This window comes from Asanoa ishikariensis (assembly GCF_900107455.1).
Classification (GTDB): domain Bacteria; phylum Actinomycetota; class Actinomycetes; order Mycobacteriales; family Micromonosporaceae; genus Asanoa; species Asanoa ishikariensis.
On the sequence record NZ_FNQB01000001.1, the window covers coordinates 2,708,623 to 2,731,136 of the forward strand.

Below are 22,514 nucleotides of genomic sequence, written 5' to 3' on the forward strand. Positions count from 1 at the left end.
GCGGCCGAGCTCGAACTCACGAGCTTCGCCCACGTCGGTGTGACGACGATCCGGACCATCCGCTCGTCGAGCTCCACCGCGTACCCGGAAGTGGCCCTCACCGGCGCGCCGCACACCGGCGCGGCGAAAGCGTCCGGAACCCGACAGGACAGCGCCGCCGCCGGCCTGGTCCACCTCGTCGTCGGAACCAACGGAAAGGCCGCGCCACCGAGCAGGTCGGTGGCGCGGCCTTCGGACAAACCGTCAGCGGGCCCGGTTGGTGAGCAGGCGGCGTGGGCTCAGCCGGCCGACCTGCTCTCGTGCCCGGGACATCGCCGTGACCACCGCCGTCGAGGCGTCGACCACCGCGCCCCGCCAGCGGCCAAGGACCGACGGCGGGAACATCGCCGCGACCAGGCGGGTGCGTCGGCTGGCCCGGTTCGCCAGCCCGCGGCGGACCGACCGGACCGCCTCGGGCAGGCCGGGGCCGGCCAGTGGGCTCCGGGCGTAGCGCGCCCGCTCCTCCGCCTGCCCCAGCAGCCGCACGCCGTCGCCGCCGGTCGAGTCGTCGCGTAGCTCGGCCGTCGCCAGTCGTTCGGCGGTCGCCCTTGGCGTCTCGGTGCGGTCGATCGGGATCCGGAAGTCGACGAGCGTGTCCATCAACTCGTCCCAGGCCGCGTGCGCGTGTGCGCGGCTGCGCCGGGCCACCTCGCTCGTCGGGATCACCGTCGCGGCGCCCGGCTCCAGGTTTGCCGCGGCCGCGGTCGAGGCTCGGCGTCTGCGGCGCAGCGCGCCCCGGCGGAACGCCGGCAGGCCGAGCAGCAGCACGGCCAGCAGGACGGCGCCCGCGGTGTAGAACGGCCACTTCGGCACCGTCGGGGCCGGGCCGCTGGGCAGGGCCTCGTTGCCGCCCGGGTCTTCCTTGCCGGGCAGGTCGTCGGAGTTGTCCGACCCGGCACCGGCGGACGCCGAGGGGAGCGCCGACGGGGTGACGATCGGCGCGTCGGGGTCGGGGGCGTAGTTGGGGCGCACCGCGCCCGGTACTCCCGTGCGCGGCGTCGCGTCGAAGGGCACCCAGCCGTACTCCGGACCGAAGTAGACCTCGGTCCAGGCGTGCAGGTTGAGGTTCGTCAGCACCATCGCGTCGCCGTCGCGGGAGGTGCCGTTCGTGAAGCCGAACGCCACCCGGGCCGGGATGCCGGCCGCCCGGACCATCCAGGCCATCGTCGCCGCGTACTGCTGGCAGTAGCCCTTCTTGTTGTTCAGGAAGTTGAGGATGTCCTCACCGGAGGTGCCGCCCTCGGTCTGCAACTCGTAGCGGAAGCCGTTGGACGAGGAGAAGTAGCGGTAGATCGCCATCACCTGGTCGTAGGTGTTGGTCTTGCCGCCGACCAGCTCGTCGACCTTGTTCTGCACCTGCCGGACCGACGGCACCTGGGTGAACCGCTTGACCTCGAGGCTGTCCGGGTCGGGCGTGGGCGCGTCGCGCAGCGCCTCTTCGGTGTAGCGGCTGCGGACGAAGTCGAACCGGAAGTCCTTGCCGTTGACCTTCGCCTTGTTGGAGAAGATGACCTGCTGGTTCGTGTCGTACAGCCACTGGTTGTCGAGCCCGTCGGTGGCGATCGGGATGCCGTAGGTCGGCGCGTACGACATCTGGAAGTCCGACGAGATCTCGACCTCGGCCGAGTACTGCTCGTAGCTGACCCCCGTGCGCGGCTCCTCCCGCGGGTCCTCGAGCTGGAGCAGGCTGCGGCCCTGCGGCGAACGGCTGCGGAAGCCCTCGGAGCTGATGTCGTCGGCGACCGCGAACCGCAGGTAGAACGGGTCCGGGTCGGTGGTCGTCACGCGCGCGAAGGTGACCAGGTCGGACTGCCGCAGCTGGCCCGAGAGCGCCGCGAACAGGTTGACCCGGCCGGGGCGGCCGGAGCCGTCGCCGAGCCCGACGCCGTCACCGGAGCCGCCGTTGAAGCGGGTCAACAGACCTGAGGTCATCCCGGGTACGGCGACCGGCAGCGCGACCGCCGCCAGCACACCGACGATCGCGAGCCGGCGCCCGGCGGCGGCCAGTGGCGACGGCTCCCAGACGTCGACGTCGCGTCCGTCGCCGGTGAACCGGCGGCCGAACCGGCGCACCCCGTCGACCTTGTCGGCGACCAGCAGCCAGAGGAAGCCCATCGCGCCGATCACGAACGGCAGGAACGAGACGCTGGTCGGGTAGACGGCGACGGGCACCGAGTAGATGGCCAGCATCGGCAGCCCGGCCAGCGCCGGTTTGCGCAGCCCGACCACCGCGAGGTCGACCATCACCGCGACCGCGCCGATGCCCAGCACGGTGACGAACAGCAGCGGGTCCCGGTCGGGCACGGGGACGGCGAACGTGCGCATGTCGTCGCCGGACTGGGTCAGCAGGGCACCGAAGTGCTCCAGCGTCCCGGTCCACGGCAGGATGCCGGCGAACTCGTCGCCGCTGGGGAACAGCCAGGTCAGCGACAGCAGCAGGGTCACCAGCATGGTGATGAACTGGACCCAGACCGGCGCCCGCGCGGTGCGGGCGAGCGTGGCGGCCCCGGCGATCAGGGCCACCGCGATCGTGCACTGGATCAGCCAGGTCCACTGCTCGAAGATCATGCTCAGGGGTGCCGAGGCCATCAGCGTGGCGATCGCCGCCACGAGCCCCATGTGCCGCCGGCTCCTCATCGCGCCACTCCCAACGTGCCGGCAACGGTTTCGGCCATGGTGGCCCGGTAGGCGAAGCCCTGCGAACCGCGTGCCGCCTGCGGCCAGAGCGCCGGCAGCTTGTCGCCGTGTGCCGCGCCGACGACCCGCCAGCCGCTGCTGAGCAGGCCGAGCGCGGCCGCCTCGCGGGCGGCGTCGGCCTCGACCCGGGCTTCGGGTGCGAGGTTGAGCCAGGTCGACGTGTCGACCAGGACCGCGATGCAGGTCGCGTTGTTGCCGCGCAGCGCGGCCAGCAACTCGGTCTCGCCGGGCTCCAGCCCGCCCAGCACGGCGATCACGAGACCGCCGTCGGAGCGTCGCCGGACCCGCTCGACCAGGAGCCCGACGTCGCCGCGCGGGGACAGCTTGACCTCGGCCAGATGGTCGAGGAGCGCTCCCTCGCCGCCGGCCTCGGCCGCGTCGACGTCGATGGTGCCGTCGGTGACGAGCCGCAGCTTGTAGCCGGCCGCGCGCAGGTGCACGGCGATCGAGGCGGCGGCCGAGACCGCCCACTCGAAGCTGGAGGTCGGCCCCTCGCCGCGGTGCCCGTGCTGCCGGGTGTCCAGCACCACGGTGGCCCGGCTCTCCCACGGCTGTTCCTCGCGGCGCACCATCAGTTCGCCGACCCGCGCGGTCGACTTCCAGTGCACCCGGCGCAGGTCGTCGCCGCGCCGGTATTCGCGGGTCGCGGCGTCGTCCTCGCCGTGCACGGCCACCGACCGGGCCCGGCTGTCGCCGGTGCCGGTGTACTCGCCGACCAGGCGGACCGACGGCAGCGGCACCACCTGCGGGATCACGGTGAGCCGGTCGACCGACGGGAACGAACGGGACAGCTCGCACAGCCCGAACGGGTCGGTCAGCCGGACCACCAGCGGGCCTACCTCGTAACGGCCGCGAACGTCGGCCCGCACCGTGTAGGCCACGGAGCTGGCCTGGTGCGCGCCGAGCCGTTCCAGCACCACCCGTGGCCGGCTGCCCAGGGCGTACGGCAGGCGGTCCTCGAGCAGCAGGGTGCCAGTGGGCAGCCGGGACAGGTTCTGCAGGCGCAGGATGACCCGGGAGCTGGCGCCGACCTGCACGCGGTGCGGTTCCAGCGACCGGCTGCAGGCCAGCTTGTAGCGGCTGCGGCCGACGTAGGCCGCCGCGAGCAGCGGCAGGATCGCCAGCAGCACGGCCACCCGGAGCAGATCCTTCTCACCCAGGATCAGCGCCGAGAGGGCGGCCGCGCCGCCGGCGGCGAGGAACGAGCGACCGCGCGTGGTCAGCCCGCGCAGCGCTTCGCGCACGTCACATCCTCCGGTAGTCGCCGCGTCCGTCGGTGGACTGTGGCCGGGTGTCGTATGGGGACTGGGCGCGGTGGTGGGGGAGCGGCAACCGGTGCACGATGTCGGCGACGATCGCGTCGGTCGTGCGGCGGGCGAGCTGGGCGTCGGCGGTCGGGATGATCCGGTGCGCGAGCACCGGCACGGCCAGCGCCTGGAGGTCGTCGGGGAGGACGTAGTCGCGGCTTTCGAGGGCGGCGACGGCCCGGGCCGTGCGGATCAGGTGCAGCGCCGCGCGGGGCGACGAACCGAGCCGCAGGTCGGGCGCCTCGCGGGTGGCGGTGACCAGGTCGACCGCATATTGCTTCACCGCGTCGGCCACGTGCACGTCGCGCACCGTGGCGATCAGCCGCCGCACGGTGTTGGCGTCGGCGACCGGCCGCAGCGCCTGCAGCGGGTCGTGCGCGCCGTGCGCGTCCAGCATCGCGAGCTCGGCGGCGGGGTCGGGGTAACCCATCGCGATCCGGGCGGTGAACCGGTCGCGCTGCGCCTCGGGCAGCGGGTAGGTGCCTTCCATCTCGATCGGGTTCTGCGTCGCGATCACCATGAACGGCGTCTGCAGCTCGTAGGTGGTGCCGTCGACGGTGACCTGATGCTCTTCCATGCACTCCAGCAGCGCCGACTGGGTCTTCGGCGAGGCGCGGTTGATCTCGTCGCCGACCACCAGGTTGGCGAACACCGCGCCCGGCTTGAACTCGAAGTCGTGGTTCTCCTGGTTGTAGACGCTGACCCCGGTGACGTCGCTGGGCAGCAGGTCCGGAGTGAACTGGATGCGTCGCACGGAACAGTCGATCGACCGGGCCAGCGCCTTGGCCAGCTTGGTCTTGCCGACGCCGGGGACGTCTTCGATCAGCAGGTGGCCCTCTGCCAGGAGGACGGCGAGCGCTAGTCGCACCGTTGCCGTCTTGCCTTCGATGACCTGCTCGATGTTGGTCACGATGGCGTCGCTGGCAGCTCGGAACTCGGGACCGGGCAATGGTGCGCCCAGATCGTCCCAGGTCTGCTGTGTCACGGGCCTCCTCCTCGGGGGTGTTGCGGCTTCATACTCAAGAGCGTCTGGGCCCGTGGTTTGGTTCACCCGGTGCGGGCAGAATTCGGCAGGCCGCCGCAACACCGCCGGCCCCACCCGTCCCATCAGGCTATCTGGATTTTTCGGCGGCGCCGACCCGGCTGCCCCCGCTGTCCAGGATGGGTGGTTTGGCCGCGCGAGAGGGTCTTCGCCGGATAATCGGAAACAACGACAAACCGCGCGGTGAAATGGCGGATTGATATCTTTCATAAACGATCATCGACCACTATCGTGATGCGCCATGGCTTCCCCTCAGGCGGACTCGCGTCCGCAACCGGCAGAGGGCCCGGCGTCCCTCGAGAACTTCGGTTACCGCCAGGAGCTTCGGCGGGAGCTCCGTTTCATGGACATGCTGGCCTACGGCCTCGTGTTCATGGTGCCGATCGCACCCTTCGCGATCTTCGGCTCGGTCTTCCAGGTCTCGGGCGGCATGGTCGCCCTCACTTATCTCGTCGCGCTCGTGGCGATGCTGTTCACGGCCAACTCGTACGCGCAGATGGTGAAGGCCTTCCCCATGGCCGGATCCGTCTACAACTACGCGAGCCGTGGAATCGCGCCACCGGTCGGATTCGTCGCGGGTTGGGCGATTCTGCTCGACTACATCCTCGTTCCCAGCCTTCTCTACGTGGTCGCGGCATTCTCGATGAACGCGATCGTGACCGCGATTCCGACAGCGGTATGGCTGGTCCTCTTCGTCCTCGTCAACACCGTCGTCAACTACCTCGGCATCAAAATCACCGCGACCGTGACCCGCTGGTTCCTGATCGCCCAGCTCATCGTGCTGGCCCTGGTGGTCGTCGTCTTCCTGATCGCGCTCGGCCAGGGCAAGGGCAACGGCCTGTCCGCCGGCACCGCGCTGTTCAACGGTGACCTGTTCGGCTGGTCCCTGATCTTCGCCGCCGTCGGCGTCGCGATGCTCTCCTTCCTCGGCTTCGACGGCATCTCGATGCTCGCCGAGGAGAACCGCGAGGAGGCCAGCAAGATCGGTCGCGCGATGGCCGGCGCCCTGATCGTCGCGGGCGTGCTGTTCGTCCTGCAGACCTGGCTCGGCTCGATGCTCGTGCCGAACCCGGATGCCCTGCTCAACGGCGGCCCGGTAGCCGGCGACGAGTTCGCCGCGGCCGCCGAGTCGGCCAGCGGGCACTGGATGTACGTGCTGACCTCGCTGGCCACCGCGCTGGCCTGGGGCATCGCCAACGCGATGGTCGCGCAGGGCGCCACCTCACGGCTGCTCTTCGCGATGGCCCGCGACAAGCAACTCCCGTCGTTCCTGGCCAAGGTGTCGCCGAAGCACGCGGTGCCGACCAACGCGGTGTTCCTGGTCGCCGGTCTGTCCCTGGTGCTCGGCCTGACGCTCTGGTTCACCCGGGAGGCCGACGCGATCGCCGACCTCGGCCGCCTGGTGAACTTCGGTGCGCTGGTCGCGTTCATCGTGCTGCACGTGACGGTGTTCTGGTGGTACGTGGTCCGCAACGGCAGTCGCGACTGGGTGCGCCACGCGATCCTGCCGGCGCTCGGCCTGGGCATGCTCGTCTTCGTCGTGATCAACCAGAAGATCTTCGCCCAGTTGATCGGCGGGATCTGGGTCCTCCTCGGCATCGCCGTGGTCGCCTTCCTGGTCGCCACCAAGCGCACGCCGATGCTCTCCGGCATGTCCGAGGAGACGACGGTGGACCCCGACGACAACCTGACGCCGGCTCCCTAAGATCACGAGCACAGCACACACGGAAGGCGGAAGCGTGACCGACGTTCTCCGCTACCGGCCGACGGCCGCCGAACTGAGCTACACGTTCGGCGGCCGTGAGCCGGTGGCCCGCATCAAGTCCGGGGACATCCTGGACACGTACACCGAGGACTGTTTCGGTGGTGTCGTCAGGGGTGTCGGCGACCTGCCCTCGCAGGTCTGTGAGTTCCCCTACCTCAACCCGGTCACCGGACCGTTCTACGTGGAGGGTGCGGAGCCCGGCGACACGCTCGCGCTGCACTTCGTGTCGATCACGCCGGCCCGCGACTGGGCCGTCTCGTCGACGTTCCCGCACTTCGGCGCGCTCACCGCGACGCACACCACGGCGATGCTGCACGAGCCGCTCGAGGAGCGGGTCTGGGTCTACGAGATCGACAAGACCAACGGGCTGGTCCGGTACACGGCCCGCAACAGCGACTTCACCGTCGACCTGCCGCTGGACCCGATGCACGGCACGGTCGGGCTCGCACCGGGCGCGTTCGAAGCCCGGATGACCATCGTCCCGGACGTGCACGGCGGCAACATGGACACCCCGGAACTGCGCGCGGGCAGCACCGTCTACTTCGGTGTCAACGTGCCGGGCGCGCTGTTCGCGCTCGGTGACGGGCACGCCCGCCAGGGCCAGGGCGAGGTCAGCGGTGTCGCGGTCGAGGCGGCGATGAACACCGTCGTCGCGGTCGAGCTGATCAAGGGTGTGGCCACGCCGACTCCGCGGCTGGAGACGGACGACCACCTGATGTCGGCGGGTTCGGCGCGACCGCTGGAGGACGCGTTCCGGATGAGCCAGCACGACCTGGTCACCTGGGTCGCCGACGCCGGCAAGCTGGACGTCCTCGACTCCTATCAACTGATCAGCCAGGCGGGCGAGGCACCCGTGGGCAATGTGTGTGACGCCAACTACACGATGGTCGCCAAGGTGGCCAAGCGCTATCTTCCCTCCGTCGACATGTATCAGGGCGCCCACGCCCGACTGCGCGCCCTCGCCGACAGCTATCGCTGAACGCCGTCGAGGGGGAGGGACGGATTCGGTGCGGCTGCGCGAAGAACTGTTCGTGCTCGGCTTCGACAACGCCGGCAAGCCGGCCGTTCACCCGGAGAGCCTCGACATCGGAGTCGCCGGTGCCCGGCTGGTCGAGCTCGTGCTCGCCGGCCGGGTCGGCGTCTCCGGTGGTCGGCTCGGCGTGATCGAGGCGGTGTCGACCGGCGACGCCGAGACCGACGCCCTGCTGGCGGCGATCGGGCGCGCGACCAAGCCGCCACCGCTGGCCGGGGCGCTGAACCAGCTCCGCACCGGAGCCGGCGACACCGTCCGGGCCGACCTGCTGGCCGAGGGCGTGCTCACCAAGGTCGCCCAGCGCCGGCTCGGGCTGCTGTCGGTGACCCGCTACCCGGTCGACGAGACGGTGGTCCGGTCGATCACGGTCCGGATGTGGTACGCGGCACACGGCCGTTCGCAGCCCGACGAGCCGACCGCCGCCCTGTGCGGTCTGGTGCACGCGGTGCTGCTGCACGACCACGTCTTCGTCGCCATGCCGCTGGCCGGGCTCGACCAGCGCCTGCGGGAGATCCGGGGCAAGCTGTCCGACCCGGTGCGGGAGATCATCGATGCCGTCGGCACGACGGTGGCGAGTGCGGCGTTCGCGATCTATCGCTGACCGGGGTATTATGCCCCCATGGCCAGGGCCTTCCTGCTCCTTATCGAGCCGTGCTGACGCGCTGACGCGACCGGCACGGCTACCCCTCCTGTGTGAGGGGCTTTTTTATGCCCTTCTTAGCTTGATCAAAACCGCCGATCATTCACCCCGCGCGACGCGGTGCTGGCCCTGACGATGAAAATACCGAGGTGGCGAACATGAGCGAGGCAGCCGAGCGTTCCGACCAGGACGTCCCTCCGTTCCGATACACGGCCGCGCTGGCCGGCGACATCGAGCAGCGGTGGCAGGACTACTGGGAGGCCCGGGGCACGTTCCGGGCGCCGAACCCGGTCGGCGAGCTGGCCGACCCTGAGCACCCCCGGGCCGGCGCTCCCAAGATGTACGTGCACGACATGTTCCCCTACCCGTCCGGCGACGGCCTGCACGTCGGTCACCCGCTGGGCTACATCGGCACGGATGTCTACACCCGCTACAAGCGGATGACCGGCTTCAACGTGCTGCACCCGATGGGCTTCGACGCCTTCGGGCTGCCCGCCGAGCAGTACGCGGTGCAGACCGGCACCCACCCGCGGATCACCACCGAGCGCAACATGGTCCGGTTCTGGGCACAGCTGCGCCGCCTGGGCATGGGCTACGACGAGCGCCGGCGGGTCGCGACCAGCGAGCCGGAGTTCTTCCGCTGGACCCAGTGGATCTTCCTGCAGATCTTCAACTCCTGGTACGACGCTGCCGCCGGCAAGGCACGGCCCATCGACGACCTGATCGCCGAGTACGCCGCCGGCACCCGGCCGACTCCCGGTGACAAGCCGTGGGCCGAGCTGTCCGGTGTGGAGCGCCGCGCGCTGCTGGACGAGCACCGGCTGGCGTACGTCTCCGAGGCGCCGGTGAACTGGTGCCCGGGGCTGGGCACCGTGCTGGCCAACGAGGAGGTCACGCCCGACGGCCGCAGCGAGCGGGGCAACTACCCCGTCTTCAAGCGCCGCCTGAAGCAGTGGATGATGCGGATCACCGCGTACGCCGACCGGCTGGTCGACGACCTGGAGACGCTGGACTGGCCCGAGCCGGTCAAGATGATGCAGCGCAACTGGATCGGCCGCTCCACCGGCGCGCACGTCGACTTCCCGTTCGAGACCGCGGCCGGCGCCGAGGGTGAGATCACCGTCTTCACCACCCGACCCGACACGCTGTTCGGCGCCACCTACATGGTCGTCGCGCCGGAGCACCCGATCGTCGACACGCTGACCGCCGCGCACTGGCCGGAGGGCACCCACGCTCCGTGGACCGGTGGGCACGAGACGCCGGTGCAGGCGGTTGCCGAATATCGGCGGGCCGCCGCCCGCAAGACCGAGGTCGAGCGGGCCGCCGAGGCGCGCGACAAGACCGGCGTCTTCACCGGCACGTACGCGGTCAACCCCGTCAACGGCGCGCGCGTCCCGGTGTTCATCGCCGACTACGTGCTGGCCGGCTACGGCACCGGCGCGATCATGGCGGTGCCCGGCCAGGACGAGCGGGACTGGGAGTTCGCGGAGGTCTTCGAGCTGCCGATCATCCGCACGGTGCGGCCGACCGACGGCTTCGACGGCAAGGCGTTCACCGGCGACGGTCCGGCCATCAACTCCGCCGCACCCGACCGTGACCTGGTGCTGGACGGCCTGGGTGTCACCGAGGCCAAGGCGACCATGATCGCCTGGCTGGAGGCGCGCGGAGCCGGCACCGGCGCCACCACCTACCGGCTGCGCGACTGGCTGTTCAGCCGCCAGCGCTACTGGGGCGAGCCGTTCCCGATCGTCTACGACGAGACCGGGCTGCCGGTCGCCCTGCCCGACTCGATGCTGCCGGTCTCGCTGCCGGAGGTCGACGACTTCGCGCCGCGCACGTTCGACGCGGACGACGCGGGCAGCAACCCGGAGACGCCGCTGTCCCGGGCCCGCGAGTGGGTCGACGTCGAGCTGGACCTGGGCGACGGCCCGAAGCGCTACGTCCGTGACACCAACACGATGCCCAACTGGGCCGGCTCGTGCTGGTACTCGCTGCGCTACCTGGACCCGCACAACGACAAGCAGGCCGTCGACCCGGAGAGCGAGGCCTACTGGATGGGCCCGCGCCACGAGGGTGACCCCGGCGGCGTCGACCTGTACGTCGGCGGCGTCGAGCACGCCGTCCTGCACCTGCTGTACGCCCGGTTCTGGCACAAGGTCCTGTTCGACCTGGGCCACGTGTCGTCGTTCGAGCCGTACCGCCGCCTGTTCAACCAGGGCTACATCCAGGCGTACGCGTTCCGCGACGAGCGCGGCATGGTGGTGCCGGCCGAGGAGGTCGAGGACCGCGACGGCCACTGGTTCCACGAGGGCGTGGAGGTCAAGCGCGAGTACGGCAAGATGGGCAAGTCGCTGAAGAACGTCGTGACCCCGGACGAGATGTGTGAGGCATACGGTGCCGACACGTTCCGGGTCTACGAGATGGCGATGGGCCCGCTGGACGTCTCCCGCCCGTGGGAGACCCGCGCCGTGGTCGGTGCGCAGCGCTTCCTGCAGCGGGTCTGGCGCCTGGTGGTCGACGAGGAGACCGGCGCGACCCGGATCAGCGACGAGCCGGCCGACGAGCCGACCCGCCGCGTGCTGCACCGGATCATCGACGGCGTCCGCGGCGACCTGGACGACCTGCGCTTCAACACGGGCGTGGCCAAGCTGATCGAGCTGACCAACACCCTGACCGCCCTGGGCGGCACGGCGCCGCGCGAGGTGGTCGAGCCGCTGGTCCTGATGACGGCGCCGTTCGCCCCGCACGTGGCCGAGGAGCTGTGGCAGCGGCTGGGGCACACGGAGTCGCTGGCCTACACCGACTTCCCGGTCGCCAACCCGGCACTGCTGGTCGCCGAGGAGGTCACCTATCCAGTGCAGATCAACGGCAAGGTCCGCGGCCGTGTCTCCGTGGCCGTTGACGCGGCCGAGGACGAGGTGCGGGCGGCGGCCCTGGCGGCGGTCGACGAGGCCCTGAGCGGCAAGGCGCCGAAGAAGGTCATCGTCATCAAGGGCCGCATGGTCAGCGTCGTCGTCTGAGCGACCTCCAGATCCAGAGATTGAAGTCCCGGGTCCGTCGGGAGCGCGACCGTCGCTCCCGCCGGACCCGGCCTCCGTCGTTGGTCCCTCGGTCCCAGTGCGGGTTAGTCGTCGCGGCCCTGCCAGGTGGTGATGCAGGCCTCGTTGCCCTCGGGGTCGGCCAGGACCCAGAAGGCCGGGGCTTCCGCCGACGAGACGAGGCGGCCGCCGGCGGCCAGGGCCGCCTCTAGTCGGCCGGCGGCCTCGTCGTGGGGGACGCACACGTCGAAGTGGATGCGGTTGCGTTGCGGGCGGGGCTGGTCCATCTGCTGGAACCAGATCGCCGGGCCCTGGCCGAACGGGTCGACGAGGACGATGTCCGCGTCAGGCTCGGGCGCGTAGCCGAGCACCGCCGCCCAGAACGGCCGGATCGCCGCGATGTCCAGTGCGTCGATCGCGATCTCCAGGAGCTGGACCGCTCCGGCTCCGATCGCCGGGTCTGTCCGTAGGCCCAAGTCGGACAGCGCGGCGGTGAGGCGGCGGGCCAGGTCGACGTCGCGGGCGGTCACGGCCGCCCGCTTGCGCGACTGGAGCGTCAGGACCACGCGCTCCGGGCGGAGGTCGACGCGTAGGTGGTCGTCGGCCTCGCTGCCGCACGTCGCGACCGCATGCGTCGCCGCCGAGGCCGCCTGGGACAGCGAGCTCACCGGGACGCTGGTGCGCAGTGTGCCGAGCAACAGGCGCCAGCCCAGGTGGCTGACCGCGTCGGAGGCTTCCTGGCGGCGCGACGTCTCTTCCATGCCGGGGATCGTCGCATGGACCACCGACAATTCCGCCGGGGAGACAAGGCTCACCGCGGCGGTGCGCGGTGTCGGGTGCGGAAAGAGCGGTCAGTAGGAATACGACCATGAGATTTGACGGTCGGGTTGTGCTGATCACCGGGGGCGCCGGAGTGATCGCCGGTGCTACGGCGCAGGCGTTCGCGGAGCGGGGTGCGACCGTCGTGCTGGCGGGGCGGGACGGCAAGAAGCTCGCGGCGGCGGCCGGCCGGCTGGACGAGGGCGACGGCGACGGCGAGATCGACTGGGTCGCGGCCGACGTCACCGACAGCGGGCAGTTGGCCACCCTGGTCGCGGAGGTCGTCCGGCGCCACGGCGGGTTGCACGTGGCCTTCAACAGCGCGGGCGTCTTCACCCCGCCGGCGCCGCTGGCCGATGTGGACGAGAAGGACTGGGCGCGGCACGTCGACGTCAACCTGACCGGCGTCTTCCTCGCGATGAAGCACGAGATCAGGCACATGCGGACCAACGGCGGCGGGGTCATCGTCAACATGGCGTCCAACATCGGGGCGCACGGCCGCCGGCCGGGCATCGCGGCCTACGCGGCGACCAAGGCCGCCGTCAGCGTGCTGACCCGCACCGCCGCCCGCGACCACATCGGTGACGGCATCCGGATCAACGCGGTCAGCCCCGGCGCCAGCGACACCCCGATGTCCTTCCGGCCCGGCGAGACCCGGGAGGACCGGGACGCCCGGATCCGGACCACGGTCCCGGCCGGCCGGGTCAGTGAGCCACGGGAAGTGGCCCAGGCCGTGCTCTGGCTGGCGTCCGACGAGTCCAGCTTCGTGGTCGGCCACGACGTCGTCGTCGACGGAGGCACCACCGCGTGACCACGTGGTCGCTGCGCCCCGCGACCGCGGCGGACGTCGAGCCCGTCGCGGAGCTCAGGGCGGTCGTGCTGCGCGCGGACCTCGAACGGCTGGGCCGATTCGACGAGCATCGCGTGCGCCAGCGGCTGCGGGACGGCTTCGAGCCGCAGCACACGTCGATCATCGTGGTCGACGGCGCCTTCGCCGGCAGCGTCGCCATGCGCCCCGCCGACGACGGCCGGCGGCTGGAGCACTTCTATCTCGCGCCGGCCCGGCAGGGTCAGGGCCTCGGCTCAGCCGTCCTGCGCACCGTGCTGGACCAGGAGCGCGACACCGTCCGCCTCAACGTCCTGCAGGGCAGCAAGGCCCGCCGGCTGTACGAACGGCACGGCTTCACCGTGGAGCGGGAGGATCCGATCGACGTCTGGATGGTCCGCCGGAGCGGCGCCAGCGCCAGATGATGACCGCCGTGGCGAACAGCCCGAACGAGGCCGGCGCCACCGCGAACCAGTTGATGGAACCCGGCGACACCACCGCCGACCCGATGGCCGCGTAGCCGAAGGCGGACGGCGTCGAGGCGATCACGCTGCCCACCAGGTAGGGAGCCAACCGCGCCCCGGTCGTGCCGTAGCCGTAGCTGACCAGGCCGAACCCGCCGATCGGCAGGAGCCGGACGGTGATCACGCCGAACACGGACTGCCGGGTGAACCAGCCGTCGAGCCGGGCCAGCCGGCCCCGCACCCGTTCGAGGACGAAGTCCCGCCCCAGCCAGCGGCCGATCCCGAAACCCAGCAGCGCGGCCAGGAACGCGGCCGCCAGCGTGTAGCCGGCGCCGCCCAGTGGACCGAACAGCGCACCCCAGGCCACCGTGATCAAGGTGCGCGGCACCAGCACGATCAGCAGCGCGGCACCCACGCCGACCGCCGCCACCGGCGCGAACGGCCCCAGCCGGTCGACCGCGTCCGGGATCGCCCGCAGGTCGGGCGGGGCCACCAACAGAAGCAGGCCGAACGCGCCGAGCATGGCGACCAGGATGGCGAACCGCAGCACCGGGTGCCAGCGCCGGCGGGCGCCGGCCGTCAGGGCCAACCGGGCCGGGCCAGGCGGAAGCGCGGGCCGGGCCGGCGGCGCCTCGATCGCCGGCCGCGGCTCCGGCGACTCGGTCACGGTGCGACGGCGACCTGGCGCTCATGGCGCAGGCGGTCGGTCCAGGTGTCGTCGAGCGGCGGCAGGTAGCCCGCTCCGGTCGCCCAGCGCAGCAGCAGGTCCGCCAGCGCCGGGTTGCGGGACAGGGCAGGACCGTGGGAGTACGTGCCGATCAGGTTGCCCCGCCACGCACCCTCGCTGGTGCCGTCGTTGCCGATGCCCGTGGTCACCTGGGCCAGTGGGGAGACGCCCGGGCCGAGATGCGTACGCCCGCCGTGGTTCTCGAAGCCGGACAGCGGCGGCAGGCCCAACCGCGGGTCGATCACCCCGTGCAGCTCACCGACGGCCCGGGCGGGGCCCCGGTCGGACTGGAGGTCCAGCAGCGACAGGCCGGGGTAGGAGGAGCCCTTGGCGAAGAAGGACGTGCCGAGCAACTGGTAGCCGGCGCACACCGCGAACACCACGGAGCCCCGCGCGACCGCCCGGTGCAGGCCGCCGTCGGCGTTGAGCCGCTGGGCGGCCAGGGCCTGGGGGCCGTCCTCGCCGCCGCCGATCAGGTAGAGGTCGGCGGAGTCGGGGAGCGCCTGGTCGGAGCGGATCTCGATGGTCTCCACCGGGATGCCACGGCCCCGCGCCCGGGCGGCCAAGATCAGCATGTTGCCGCGGTCGCCGTAGGTGGACAGCAGGTCCGGGTAGATCCAGACGATCCGCAGGTCTTCAGTTGACACGGTCCAGCTCCGCTCGGATGTCCTGGAAGGCGGTGTAGTTGGCGATCACTTCGAGCCGGCCGGGCGGCACCGCCGCGAGCGCGTCGGGGAAGGAGGTGACGTGCTCGAAGGGGATGCCGTTGACCTGGAGGCGCACGGCCAGGTCGTACGCGCGGTCGCCGGTGATCAGCACGCGCCGGCCGTACAACGGGGCGAAGTCCACGTCGAACAGCCACGACGTGTCCAGGCCGTCGGGGTCCCGGGCGTTGATGGACAGCAGGGTGGGTGCCGCCTCGGCCATGTCGAAGGCCTCGAGCCAGCTCGCCGGGTTCTTCGCGAGCAGCAGCCGGATCAGCCGCCCGTCGCGCTCGACCTGGGCGTAGCGGCCGGCGACCGAGGTCACCGTGCTCAGTCGCATGACCGCGTCGGCGGGACGGACGCCGAACTGCGCGGCGACCGCGAGCGCGGTGGCCGCGTTGCCGATGTTGACCGTGCCGGGGAGCTGGAGCTTCACCTGGTGCCACGCGCCGGTCGGGTCCACGACGCCGTCCTCCTCGACCACCCAGTGCGGCCTCGGCCGGCGCAGCGGGCACGTGGTGCACCGCCAGTCGCCGCCCGCCCGCTGGATGGCGCCGCCGCACTCGGGGCAGACCCAGGAGTCGTCGTGCCAGCGCTGGCCGGCGCTGAACCAGGTCACCGAGGGGGAGCCGAGCGCCGCCCAGGTGACCATCGGGTCGTCGGCGTTGGCGACGATCTGCACGCCGGGGTGGGCGGCCAGCGCGGTCCGCCACATCTGCGCCATCATCGCCACCTCCTTGGCCCGGTCGAGCTGGTCGCGGGAGAGGTTGAGCAGCGCGACGACCCGCGGACGGGTCTCCTCGAGTACCCGGGCCAGGTAGTGCTCGTCGACCTCGAGCACCGCGTACGGCGTCGAGCCGGCCTTGGCCAGCGCGGAGGTGTGGCCCGTCGGCATGTTGGCGCCGAACGCGTTGGTGGCCACCCGGCCGGCGCTCTCGAGCGCGGCCACGGTGAGCTTCGTCGTGGTGGTCTTGCCGTTGGTGCCGGAGATCAGCGCCACCGACCGCCCGGCGGCGAGGTGGGTGAGCAGCTCAGGGTCGATCTTGAGTCCGATCCACCCGCCGATCACGGAACCGTCACCGCGCCCGGCGGCGCGGGAGAGCGCCGCCGCGGTGCGCGACACCGAGCTGGCCACCTTCGCCCGCAGGGGCATTTTCGCGTCCGTCACGCGAGCGAGGTTACCGGACAGGACATAGCACGCGGCTGGTCGCGCGCAGACGTCGGGACCGGGAAAATGTCCGATTTATCCCTGGGTACCCGAACGAGTCGTGTGCCTATCGTCACTGATCGTTATCACGGACTGCGGATCGGACAGTGACCCACTGTCGGTGAGGAATCGGGCACTGCCTGTCTATCTGGGCGAGGTGCCGCGTGCCAACTTCATTGGGTAATGAATCGGTCTCGCTACGTATAACACCCGATCGGCTACAAACTGAGGGCCGGTCACGTTAATCGCGTGGCCACCGTGCCGCATGGGGACACGCCTCACCCCGCTCATCCCCGCGGTGCAGTCCTTGACGTCGAGCCCACGGCAAACCAGAGCGGGGATGGGGGGAACCAGCGTCGCCACTCCGCCGCCAGCGGACGGGGCGGACGCCGGGGGTCGTCCGGCGCGGCAACAGCCGCGCCCGTACACCCGGCGGCGCCTTCCGTACGCGTGCCGGAGGGATCTCGTAAGTGCTAGAGCTCCGTTCACGCCGTCCGGGTCGGTCCGCCGCCCGAGCCGGCAGGATCGTCGCTACCACCGCCGCCGCGTGTCTGTGCGCCGGCCAACTGATCGCCACGTTGCCGGCGCGGGCCGCAGCGGCCGAGGCCGCAATCCGGCCGGCGATCGCCGCGAGCAACACGCGGCCGAAACTCCCGTGGGGCAGCGCCGCGACGTTGCGGATCACCGTGACCGACCCCAAGACCGGCAAGCCCGCGGGCGCGGGGACGGCGGTGGCACTCGAGCAGTGGTCCGCCGCCTCGCGGACCTGGCGGGCCAGGGGAACCAAGGCGTTGTACACCAACGGCTACAACTGGTTCTCGGTCAAGCCGCTCTCCACCACCTCGTACCGCATCGTGTTCAAGGGTGGTGGTGGCTACGCCAGGTACTGGTCGCCGACCATGCGGGTCACCGTCACGCCGAGCGGCGCGAAGGTGCTCGCGGAAGCCAAGAAGCACGTCGGCAAGCCGTACCGGTACGCGGCCTCCGGGCCGTCGGCCTTCGACTGCTCCGGCTACACGATGTACGTCTACCGCAAGGCGGCGGGCAAGAAGCTGCCGCACAAGGCGAACAGCCAGCAGCGGTACGGCCGGGCGGTGTCGAAGTCGGCCGCCCGCCCCGGTGACCTGATCGTCGTCCGCAGCGGTTCGTACGGCACGCACGCCGGCGTCTACGCGGGAGGCGGCTACATGTACGACTCGCCGCACGCCGGCAGCCGGGTGGGCAAGCACAAGATCTGGTCGCGGAACTACGTGGTGCGCCGGCTCGTCTGACGTTCCTCGTAGCGATTCCCGTGGGGGCACGGCGGCCTGGCCGCCGTGCCCCCACTTCGCTCCACCACTTGCCGAGGAAATCCCTCCACCAAGCCCCGAGAGGCCCCCAAACGTCCGTAACGGGTGTGGCTAACGAGGCGATTGTGCAAATCGTTACGCGCTCAATGGAGCTTGTCGGTATTTGGACAAGCAGTGGGCCGGCTCGGCCCTCCACTCCGCCCCACCCCTCTCGACCTGCGGTTTTACGCGCGGTGCGGCGGGATGTGAAGGCGGATTCTGGTTGCGGGTGGAGGGAAGTGGAGTAGAGTGGGGATCAATGGCGGGGCCGGGAGGGTCCGCCGGCCTCGGGTGGACCGCGAATCCGCCCGCCGCGCGAGGGGGTGGGCCGAATGTTTCTCGGCACGCATACCCCACGCCTGGACGAAAAGGGCCGGTTGATCCTGCCGGCGAAGTTCCGGGACGAGTTGGCGGGAGGTGTCGTGATCACCAAAGGGCAGGAGCGCTGTCTCTACGTCTTCCCGACTCCCGAGTTCCAGCGGATCGCGGGGCAGTTGCGCGAGCAGCCGATGACCCACAAGGCCGCACGGGCCTACAGCCGGGTCTTCTTCGCCAGCGCACATGACGAGGTGCCCGACAAACAAGGTCGGGTCACCATCCCAGCACACCTGCGGGAATACGCGGGTCTGTCCCGGGAGCTGGTCGTGATCGGCGCCAGCACCCGGGTCGAGATCTGGGACAAGCAGGCCTGGGACACCTACCTCGCGGAGAGCGAAGACGACTTCGCCGACATCGAGGAGGGGGTGCTGCCCGGCGGACTGTAGGGCGACGTCGCACCGGGTTCCGCGAAAACCCGGTACCGCCGCCGTTCGCCCGCCGTACCGCGAGATCTCCACCCGCTCCGTCCCTGGCGTCCCTTCCCCGGTGCCAGGCATGGGGGCGGATGGGGATCTGGCGGTACGGCGAGCGATGCAGCCGTCTGGCACGACGGAAGACGGCGGGTCACTGGGGGGACAACCGATGCAGGAGCCACGCGGCACTCACGTGCCGGTGCTGCTCGAGCGGACGCTCGAGCTACTCGCTCCGGCGCTCGGCCGTCCAACCCGGCAGGGCCCGCGCGTCCACGTCGACGCCACCCTCGGTCTCGGTGGGCACGCCGAGGCGATTCTCACCGCGCACCCCGACGTCCTGTTGATCGGGCTCGACCGCGACACCGAGGCGCTGGCGGCGTCCCGGCAGCGGCTGGCCCGCTTCGACGACCGCGTCCGGCTGGTGCACGCCGTCTACGACGAGCTGCCCGCGGTGCTCGACGACCTCGGCATCGCGTCGGTCGACGGGGTGCTGATGGACCTCGGTGTCTCCTCACTGCAACTCGACGTCCCGGACCGGGGCTTCGCGTACGCCCAGGACGCGCCGCTGGACATGCGGATGGACCAGACCCGGGGCACCACGGCCGAGACCGTCGTCAACACCTACAGCCCAGGGGACCTGATCAGGGTGCTGCGGGTGTACGGCGAGGAGAAGTTCGCCAACCGGATCGTGGACGCGATCGTGCGCGAGCGGGCCAAGGCGCCCATCACGTCGTCGGCGCGGCTGGCCGAGCTCGTCCGCGACGCGATACCGCAGGCCGGCAAGCGGACCGGCGGGCATCCGGCCAAGCGCAGCTTCCAGGCGTTGCGGATCGAGGTCAACGGCGAGCTCGAGACGTTGGAGCGGGCGGTGCCGGCGGCACTGGACGCGCTCGACCTGGGCGGCCGGATCGTCGTGCTGTCGTACCACTCGCTGGAGGACCGGATCACCAAGCGGGCCATGGCCGGCCGCGCCCGGTCCACCGGGCCGATCGAGCTGCCGGTCGAGCTGCCCGGCACCGGGCCGACGCTGCGTCTGCTCACCCGCGGCATCGAGCTGCCGAGCGAGGACGAGGTGACGGCGAACCCGCGGGCCGCGTCGGTGCGGCTGCGGGCGGCGGAACGGATCGATCCCGACGCGGTCACACCGGACCGGCCACGCCGGGTCAAGGCATTGCACCAGCCCGCCGCGCGAACGGCGGGTCGGACCGGAGCCGGCGACCGCCGTGCTCCGGCCGCGGAGTCCCACGAGGACGACGAGAACCAGGGGGAGGGAACATGACAGATCAGAAGCGCGCACCGCGGTCGGGGGGCCGGACCACGGAGCGCCAGGTCGGGCGGGGGATCCGCGCGCACCGGACGGACCCGCGCGCGGCGCGGCAGTTCCCGACGGAGGGCACTGCCGCCCTGCGTCCGAAAGAGCGGACGACCGCTCCCGCGGCGGGGGTGCCGCGGCTGAAGGTCGCACCGCCGCTGCCCGTGACGGGTCCGCGCGTGCCGTTCGTCGCGCTGATCCTGCTGCTGGTGGTCGGTGGCGTGCTCGGCATCCTCGTGGTCAACACGAAGATCGCCGAGAACGCGTTCCGGGTCGAGAGGCTCAAGGAGACCGGCAGCGCACTCGATCTCCAGGAGCAGGAGCTGCGGCGGGAGATCGCCCAGGCGCAGGCGCCGGGCAACCTCACCGCCCAGGCCCGCAAGCTGGGCATGGTCGGCGGCGGCGACCCGGCCTACATCCGACTCCAGGACGGCAAGATCATCGGTATTCCGAAGCCGGGTGCGGGCGCGCCCTCGGTGACCAGCAACCAGGGGCGGTGAGCGTGCCGCCGCGGACGCCGGACCCGCGGCGCGATCCGTCCGGGGCGCGCCGGAACCCGCCCCGCGCGGGTCGGCCGGCCGATGACGACGGACCCGCCCCGGCCCGCAGTGGCCGGGGCGGGATCTTCGAGGCACAGGCATACACGCCACGCGGGCGGACCGTGCGGGAGCAGGCGCGCACGCGCACGCCCCGGGCCACGCCGGCGAAGCCGGTCACGCCGGAGAAGCCGGCGAAGCCCGAGCAGCCGACGCTGCGGGTGGTCGACGGCGGCCGGGCCGACGAACCGCGAGCCCCGCGCAAGGCGGCATCCCCGGCCCGGACGGGGGCGACCCCGGCGGCGCGCGGCGGCACGACCGCGGGCGCCCGCTCCGGCACGCGCGGGGCCGGCCCGGCGCGCAGGACCACCACGACGACGGCACCGCGCGGCGACGGCACCGGTCGGGCGCCCGCGCGGACGCCGCGTCCCCGGACCGGCACCACGAAGGGTGGCGCCACCGCACCCCGGCCGCCGCTGCGCCGCAAGCCGCGCACGCGGCCGAAGCTGGCCGACCCGAACCGCCGGCTCCGGCTCGGCGCCTTCCTCGCGCTGGCCATGTTCGCCTGCATCGGCATCCGGCTGGTGACGCTCCAGGTCCTGCCGACACCCGCGTACGCCGACGGCGGCATCCAGGACCGGCTCCGCTCGGTGACCCTGTTCGCCTCCCGCGGCGGCATCTACGACCGCTCCGGCGTGCCGTTGACGCACAGCGTCGAGGCGCGGCACGTCTACGCGGACCCGGAGATGGTCGAGAACGCGGCGGACGCGGCGGCCAAGCTGTCGCCGCTGCTGGGCGTGGCCCGGTCAGACCTGGAGAAGCGGATGGCCAAGCGGAAGCTGGCCGGCGGCATCCCGTCCACCTTCTCGTGGCTCGCCCGCGGTGTGCCGATCGAGAAGGCCCAGCAGGTGATGGCGCTCAACATCGCGGGGATCGGCATCGGCCGCGACGAGCGCCGGGAGATCCCGGGCGCCGACCTGGCGGCCAACCTGATCGGCATCACCGGCGAGGACATGACCGGCCTGGAAGGGCTCGAGGCGCGTTACGACGACGTGCTGCGCGGCACCAACGGCAAGCACCGATTCGAGGCCGGCAACGGCGAGCTCGACATCCCGATCTCCGGCGGCTACGACGAGGTGGTGCCGGCCAAGCCGGGCAGCTCGTTGACGCTGACCATCGACCGCGACCTCCAGTACGAGTTCCAGCGCTCGCTGAGTGAGAACGTGCTGGCCCGCAAGGGCACCGTCGGCGCGGCGATCGCGATCGACATCAAGACCGGCGAGGTGCTCGCCCAGGCCAGCCAGCCCACCTACAACGCGGCCGACTGGGAGAAGTACTCGGCGGTCGACCGGGAGGACGCGGCGACCTCGTTCATCGTCGACCCGGGCTCGGTGCACAAGGCGATCATCTTCGGCGCCGGCCTGGAGGAAGGCGTGATCACCCCGAAGACGGTCTGGAAGATCCCGAACACGATCTACAAGGCCGGTGAGCCGTACTCGGACACCCACCCGGCCGGCAACAAGAAGATGTCGATGGCCGGCGCGCTCGCGTACTCCTCGAACGTCACGACGATCAAGGTCGCGGACAAGCTCGGCGCGCAGCGGGTGTACGACTACCAACTCAAGTTCGGCCTCGGCAAGGCGACCGGCGAGGGCATGCCGGGCGAGGCGCCCGGGCACGTGCTGCCGCCGGACGAGTGGAACGGCACCTCGCCGGGGTCGATCCCGATCGGCCACAGCGTCGACGTGACGCCGCTGCAGATGGCCGCCGTCTACGCGACGATCGCCAACGACGGCAAGTGGGTCCAGCCGCACCTGATCAAGGACACCGTCACCGGGGACGGCCGGCACGTCGCGCCGCCCGCGCCGGAGACCCGCCAGGTGATCAGCCCGCAGCACGCCGCGGAGCTCCGCTACCTGATGGAGGCCGTGACCACGATCCCGGACGCGACCGGCGTCTCGGGCCGGATCAAGGGCTACCGGGTGGCGGGCAAGACGGGCACGGGCAAGCGCGTGGTCGACGGTGAGTACGCGCCCGGCGACGTGGCGTCGTTCATCGGCATGGCGCCGGCGGAGGCACCCCGCTACGTCGTCGCGGTCTTCGCGTACACCCCGGGCGGTGGTGGCGGGGACGTCGCCGGACCGGCGTTCCGCGAGATGATGCAGTACACCCTGCAGCACTACCGCGTGCCACCGAGCACCAAGTCCGCCCCCAAGTACACGGCATTTCCGTAGATCAG

18 protein-coding genes are annotated in these 22,514 nt (G+C 71.4%); 11 read left to right on the forward strand and 7 right to left on the reverse strand.

Features of this window, described 5'->3' with window-relative positions; translation table 11 throughout:
- Window positions 1-243 precede the first annotated feature (243 nt).
- From BLV39_RS12785 to BLV39_RS12795, 3 genes are read right to left on the reverse strand one after another with little or no spacing between them, the layout of a single operon-like run.
- Window positions 244-2,676 (reverse strand): transglutaminase TgpA family protein, encoded by a 2,433-nt coding sequence (locus BLV39_RS12785; RefSeq protein WP_090790495.1) that lies wholly within the window; start codon window positions 2,674-2,676, stop codon window positions 244-246.
- Window positions 2,673-3,980, reverse strand: coding sequence for a DUF58 domain-containing protein (locus BLV39_RS12790; protein WP_090790497.1), 1,308 nt, complete (start codon window positions 3,978-3,980; stop codon window positions 2,673-2,675). The genes BLV39_RS12785 and BLV39_RS12790 overlap by 4 nt, the downstream gene beginning before the upstream one ends.
- Before the next feature lies 1 nt (window position 3,981).
- Window positions 3,982-5,028 carry an AAA family ATPase gene (locus BLV39_RS12795; RefSeq protein WP_090790499.1) on the reverse strand — a complete coding sequence of 349 codons (1,047 nt, stop codon included), beginning with the start codon at window positions 5,026-5,028 and terminating at the stop codon, window positions 3,982-3,984.
- A gap of 298 nt (window positions 5,029-5,326) precedes the next feature.
- Between BLV39_RS12795 and BLV39_RS12800 the strand changes: the two genes are divergently transcribed.
- The 4 genes from BLV39_RS12800 (at window position 5,327) to leuS (ending at window position 11,543) form a co-directional block, all read left to right on the forward strand.
- A complete protein-coding gene (locus BLV39_RS12800) occupies window positions 5,327-6,790 on the forward strand; it encodes an APC family permease (protein WP_090790501.1) in 1,464 nt (487 codons plus the stop codon).
- Window positions 6,791-6,824: 34 nt separating this feature from the next.
- Window positions 6,825-7,829: an acetamidase/formamidase family protein gene (locus BLV39_RS12805; protein ID WP_090790503.1), complete on the forward strand. Its 1,005-nt coding sequence runs from the start codon at window positions 6,825-6,827 to the stop codon at window positions 7,827-7,829.
- Window positions 7,830-7,857: 28 nt separating this feature from the next.
- On the forward strand, window positions 7,858-8,484 hold the full coding sequence (locus tag BLV39_RS12810; RefSeq protein WP_176984877.1) for a GOLPH3/VPS74 family protein: 627 nt from the start codon (window positions 7,858-7,860) through the stop codon (window positions 8,482-8,484).
- Between the two features lie 197 nt (window positions 8,485-8,681).
- Window positions 8,682-11,543, forward strand: coding sequence for a leucine--tRNA ligase (leuS, locus tag BLV39_RS12815; RefSeq protein ID WP_090791462.1), 2,862 nt, complete (start codon window positions 8,682-8,684; stop codon window positions 11,541-11,543).
- 104 nt (window positions 11,544-11,647) lie between these two features.
- Here leuS and BLV39_RS12820 read toward each other — a convergent pair whose 3' ends face one another.
- Complete coding sequence (locus BLV39_RS12820) at window positions 11,648-12,322, reverse strand: VOC family protein (RefSeq protein WP_090790507.1); 675 nt, start codon at window positions 12,320-12,322, stop codon at window positions 11,648-11,650.
- A 107-nt stretch (window positions 12,323-12,429) separates the two neighbouring features.
- Here BLV39_RS12820 and BLV39_RS12825 point away from each other — a divergent pair, with 107 nt between their 5' ends.
- The gene (locus BLV39_RS12825; protein WP_090790509.1) at window positions 12,430-13,191 is read left to right on the forward strand and encodes an SDR family NAD(P)-dependent oxidoreductase; all 762 of its coding nucleotides are present in this window, start codon (window positions 12,430-12,432) and stop codon (window positions 13,189-13,191) included.
- Window positions 13,188-13,631, forward strand: a complete 444-nt coding sequence (locus tag BLV39_RS12830; protein WP_090790511.1) for a GNAT family N-acetyltransferase — start codon at window positions 13,188-13,190, stop codon at window positions 13,629-13,631. The genes BLV39_RS12825 and BLV39_RS12830 overlap by 4 nt, the downstream gene beginning before the upstream one ends.
- Here BLV39_RS12830 and BLV39_RS12835 read toward each other — a convergent pair.
- From BLV39_RS12835 to BLV39_RS12845, 3 genes are all read right to left on the reverse strand, one after another.
- The gene (locus BLV39_RS12835) at window positions 13,564-14,259 is read right to left on the reverse strand and encodes a TVP38/TMEM64 family protein (protein ID WP_239083932.1); all 696 of its coding nucleotides are present in this window, start codon (window positions 14,257-14,259) and stop codon (window positions 13,564-13,566) included. The two genes, BLV39_RS12830 and BLV39_RS12835, sit on opposite strands and share 68 nt — an antisense overlap.
- Before the next feature lie 74 nt (window positions 14,260-14,333).
- A complete protein-coding gene (locus BLV39_RS12840; RefSeq protein WP_090790513.1) occupies window positions 14,334-15,044 on the reverse strand; it encodes a type 1 glutamine amidotransferase in 711 nt (236 codons plus the stop codon).
- The gene (locus BLV39_RS12845) at window positions 15,034-16,254 is read right to left on the reverse strand and encodes a MurT ligase domain-containing protein (RefSeq protein WP_090790515.1); all 1,221 of its coding nucleotides are present in this window, start codon (window positions 16,252-16,254) and stop codon (window positions 15,034-15,036) included. Before BLV39_RS12845 ends, BLV39_RS12840 begins: the two co-directional genes overlap by 11 nt.
- A gap of 524 nt (window positions 16,255-16,778) precedes the next feature.
- Here BLV39_RS12845 and BLV39_RS44125 point away from each other — a divergent pair.
- The 5 genes from BLV39_RS44125 to BLV39_RS12870 all read left to right on the forward strand — a co-directional run bounded on the left by BLV39_RS44125 (window position 16,779) and on the right by BLV39_RS12870 (window position 22,509).
- Window positions 16,779-17,579, forward strand: a complete 801-nt coding sequence (locus tag BLV39_RS44125) for a C40 family peptidase (protein ID WP_239083917.1) — start codon at window positions 16,779-16,781, stop codon at window positions 17,577-17,579.
- Window positions 17,580-17,968: 389 nt separating this feature from the next.
- Window positions 17,969-18,400 carry a division/cell wall cluster transcriptional repressor MraZ gene (mraZ, locus tag BLV39_RS12855; RefSeq protein WP_089251465.1) on the forward strand — a complete coding sequence of 144 codons (432 nt, stop codon included), beginning with the start codon at window positions 17,969-17,971 and terminating at the stop codon, window positions 18,398-18,400.
- 196 nt (window positions 18,401-18,596) lie between these two features.
- On the forward strand, window positions 18,597-19,706 hold the full coding sequence (rsmH, locus tag BLV39_RS12860) for a 16S rRNA (cytosine(1402)-N(4))-methyltransferase RsmH (protein WP_090790517.1): 1,110 nt from the start codon (window positions 18,597-18,599) through the stop codon (window positions 19,704-19,706).
- Window positions 19,703-20,239, forward strand: a complete 537-nt coding sequence (gene ftsL, locus BLV39_RS12865; protein WP_090790520.1) for a cell division protein FtsL — start codon at window positions 19,703-19,705, stop codon at window positions 20,237-20,239. The genes rsmH and ftsL overlap by 4 nt, the downstream gene beginning before the upstream one ends.
- A 593-nt stretch (window positions 20,240-20,832) precedes the next feature.
- A complete protein-coding gene (locus tag BLV39_RS12870) occupies window positions 20,833-22,509 on the forward strand; it encodes a peptidoglycan D,D-transpeptidase FtsI family protein (RefSeq protein WP_425304694.1) in 1,677 nt (558 codons plus the stop codon).
- Window positions 22,510-22,514 lie beyond the last annotated feature (5 nt).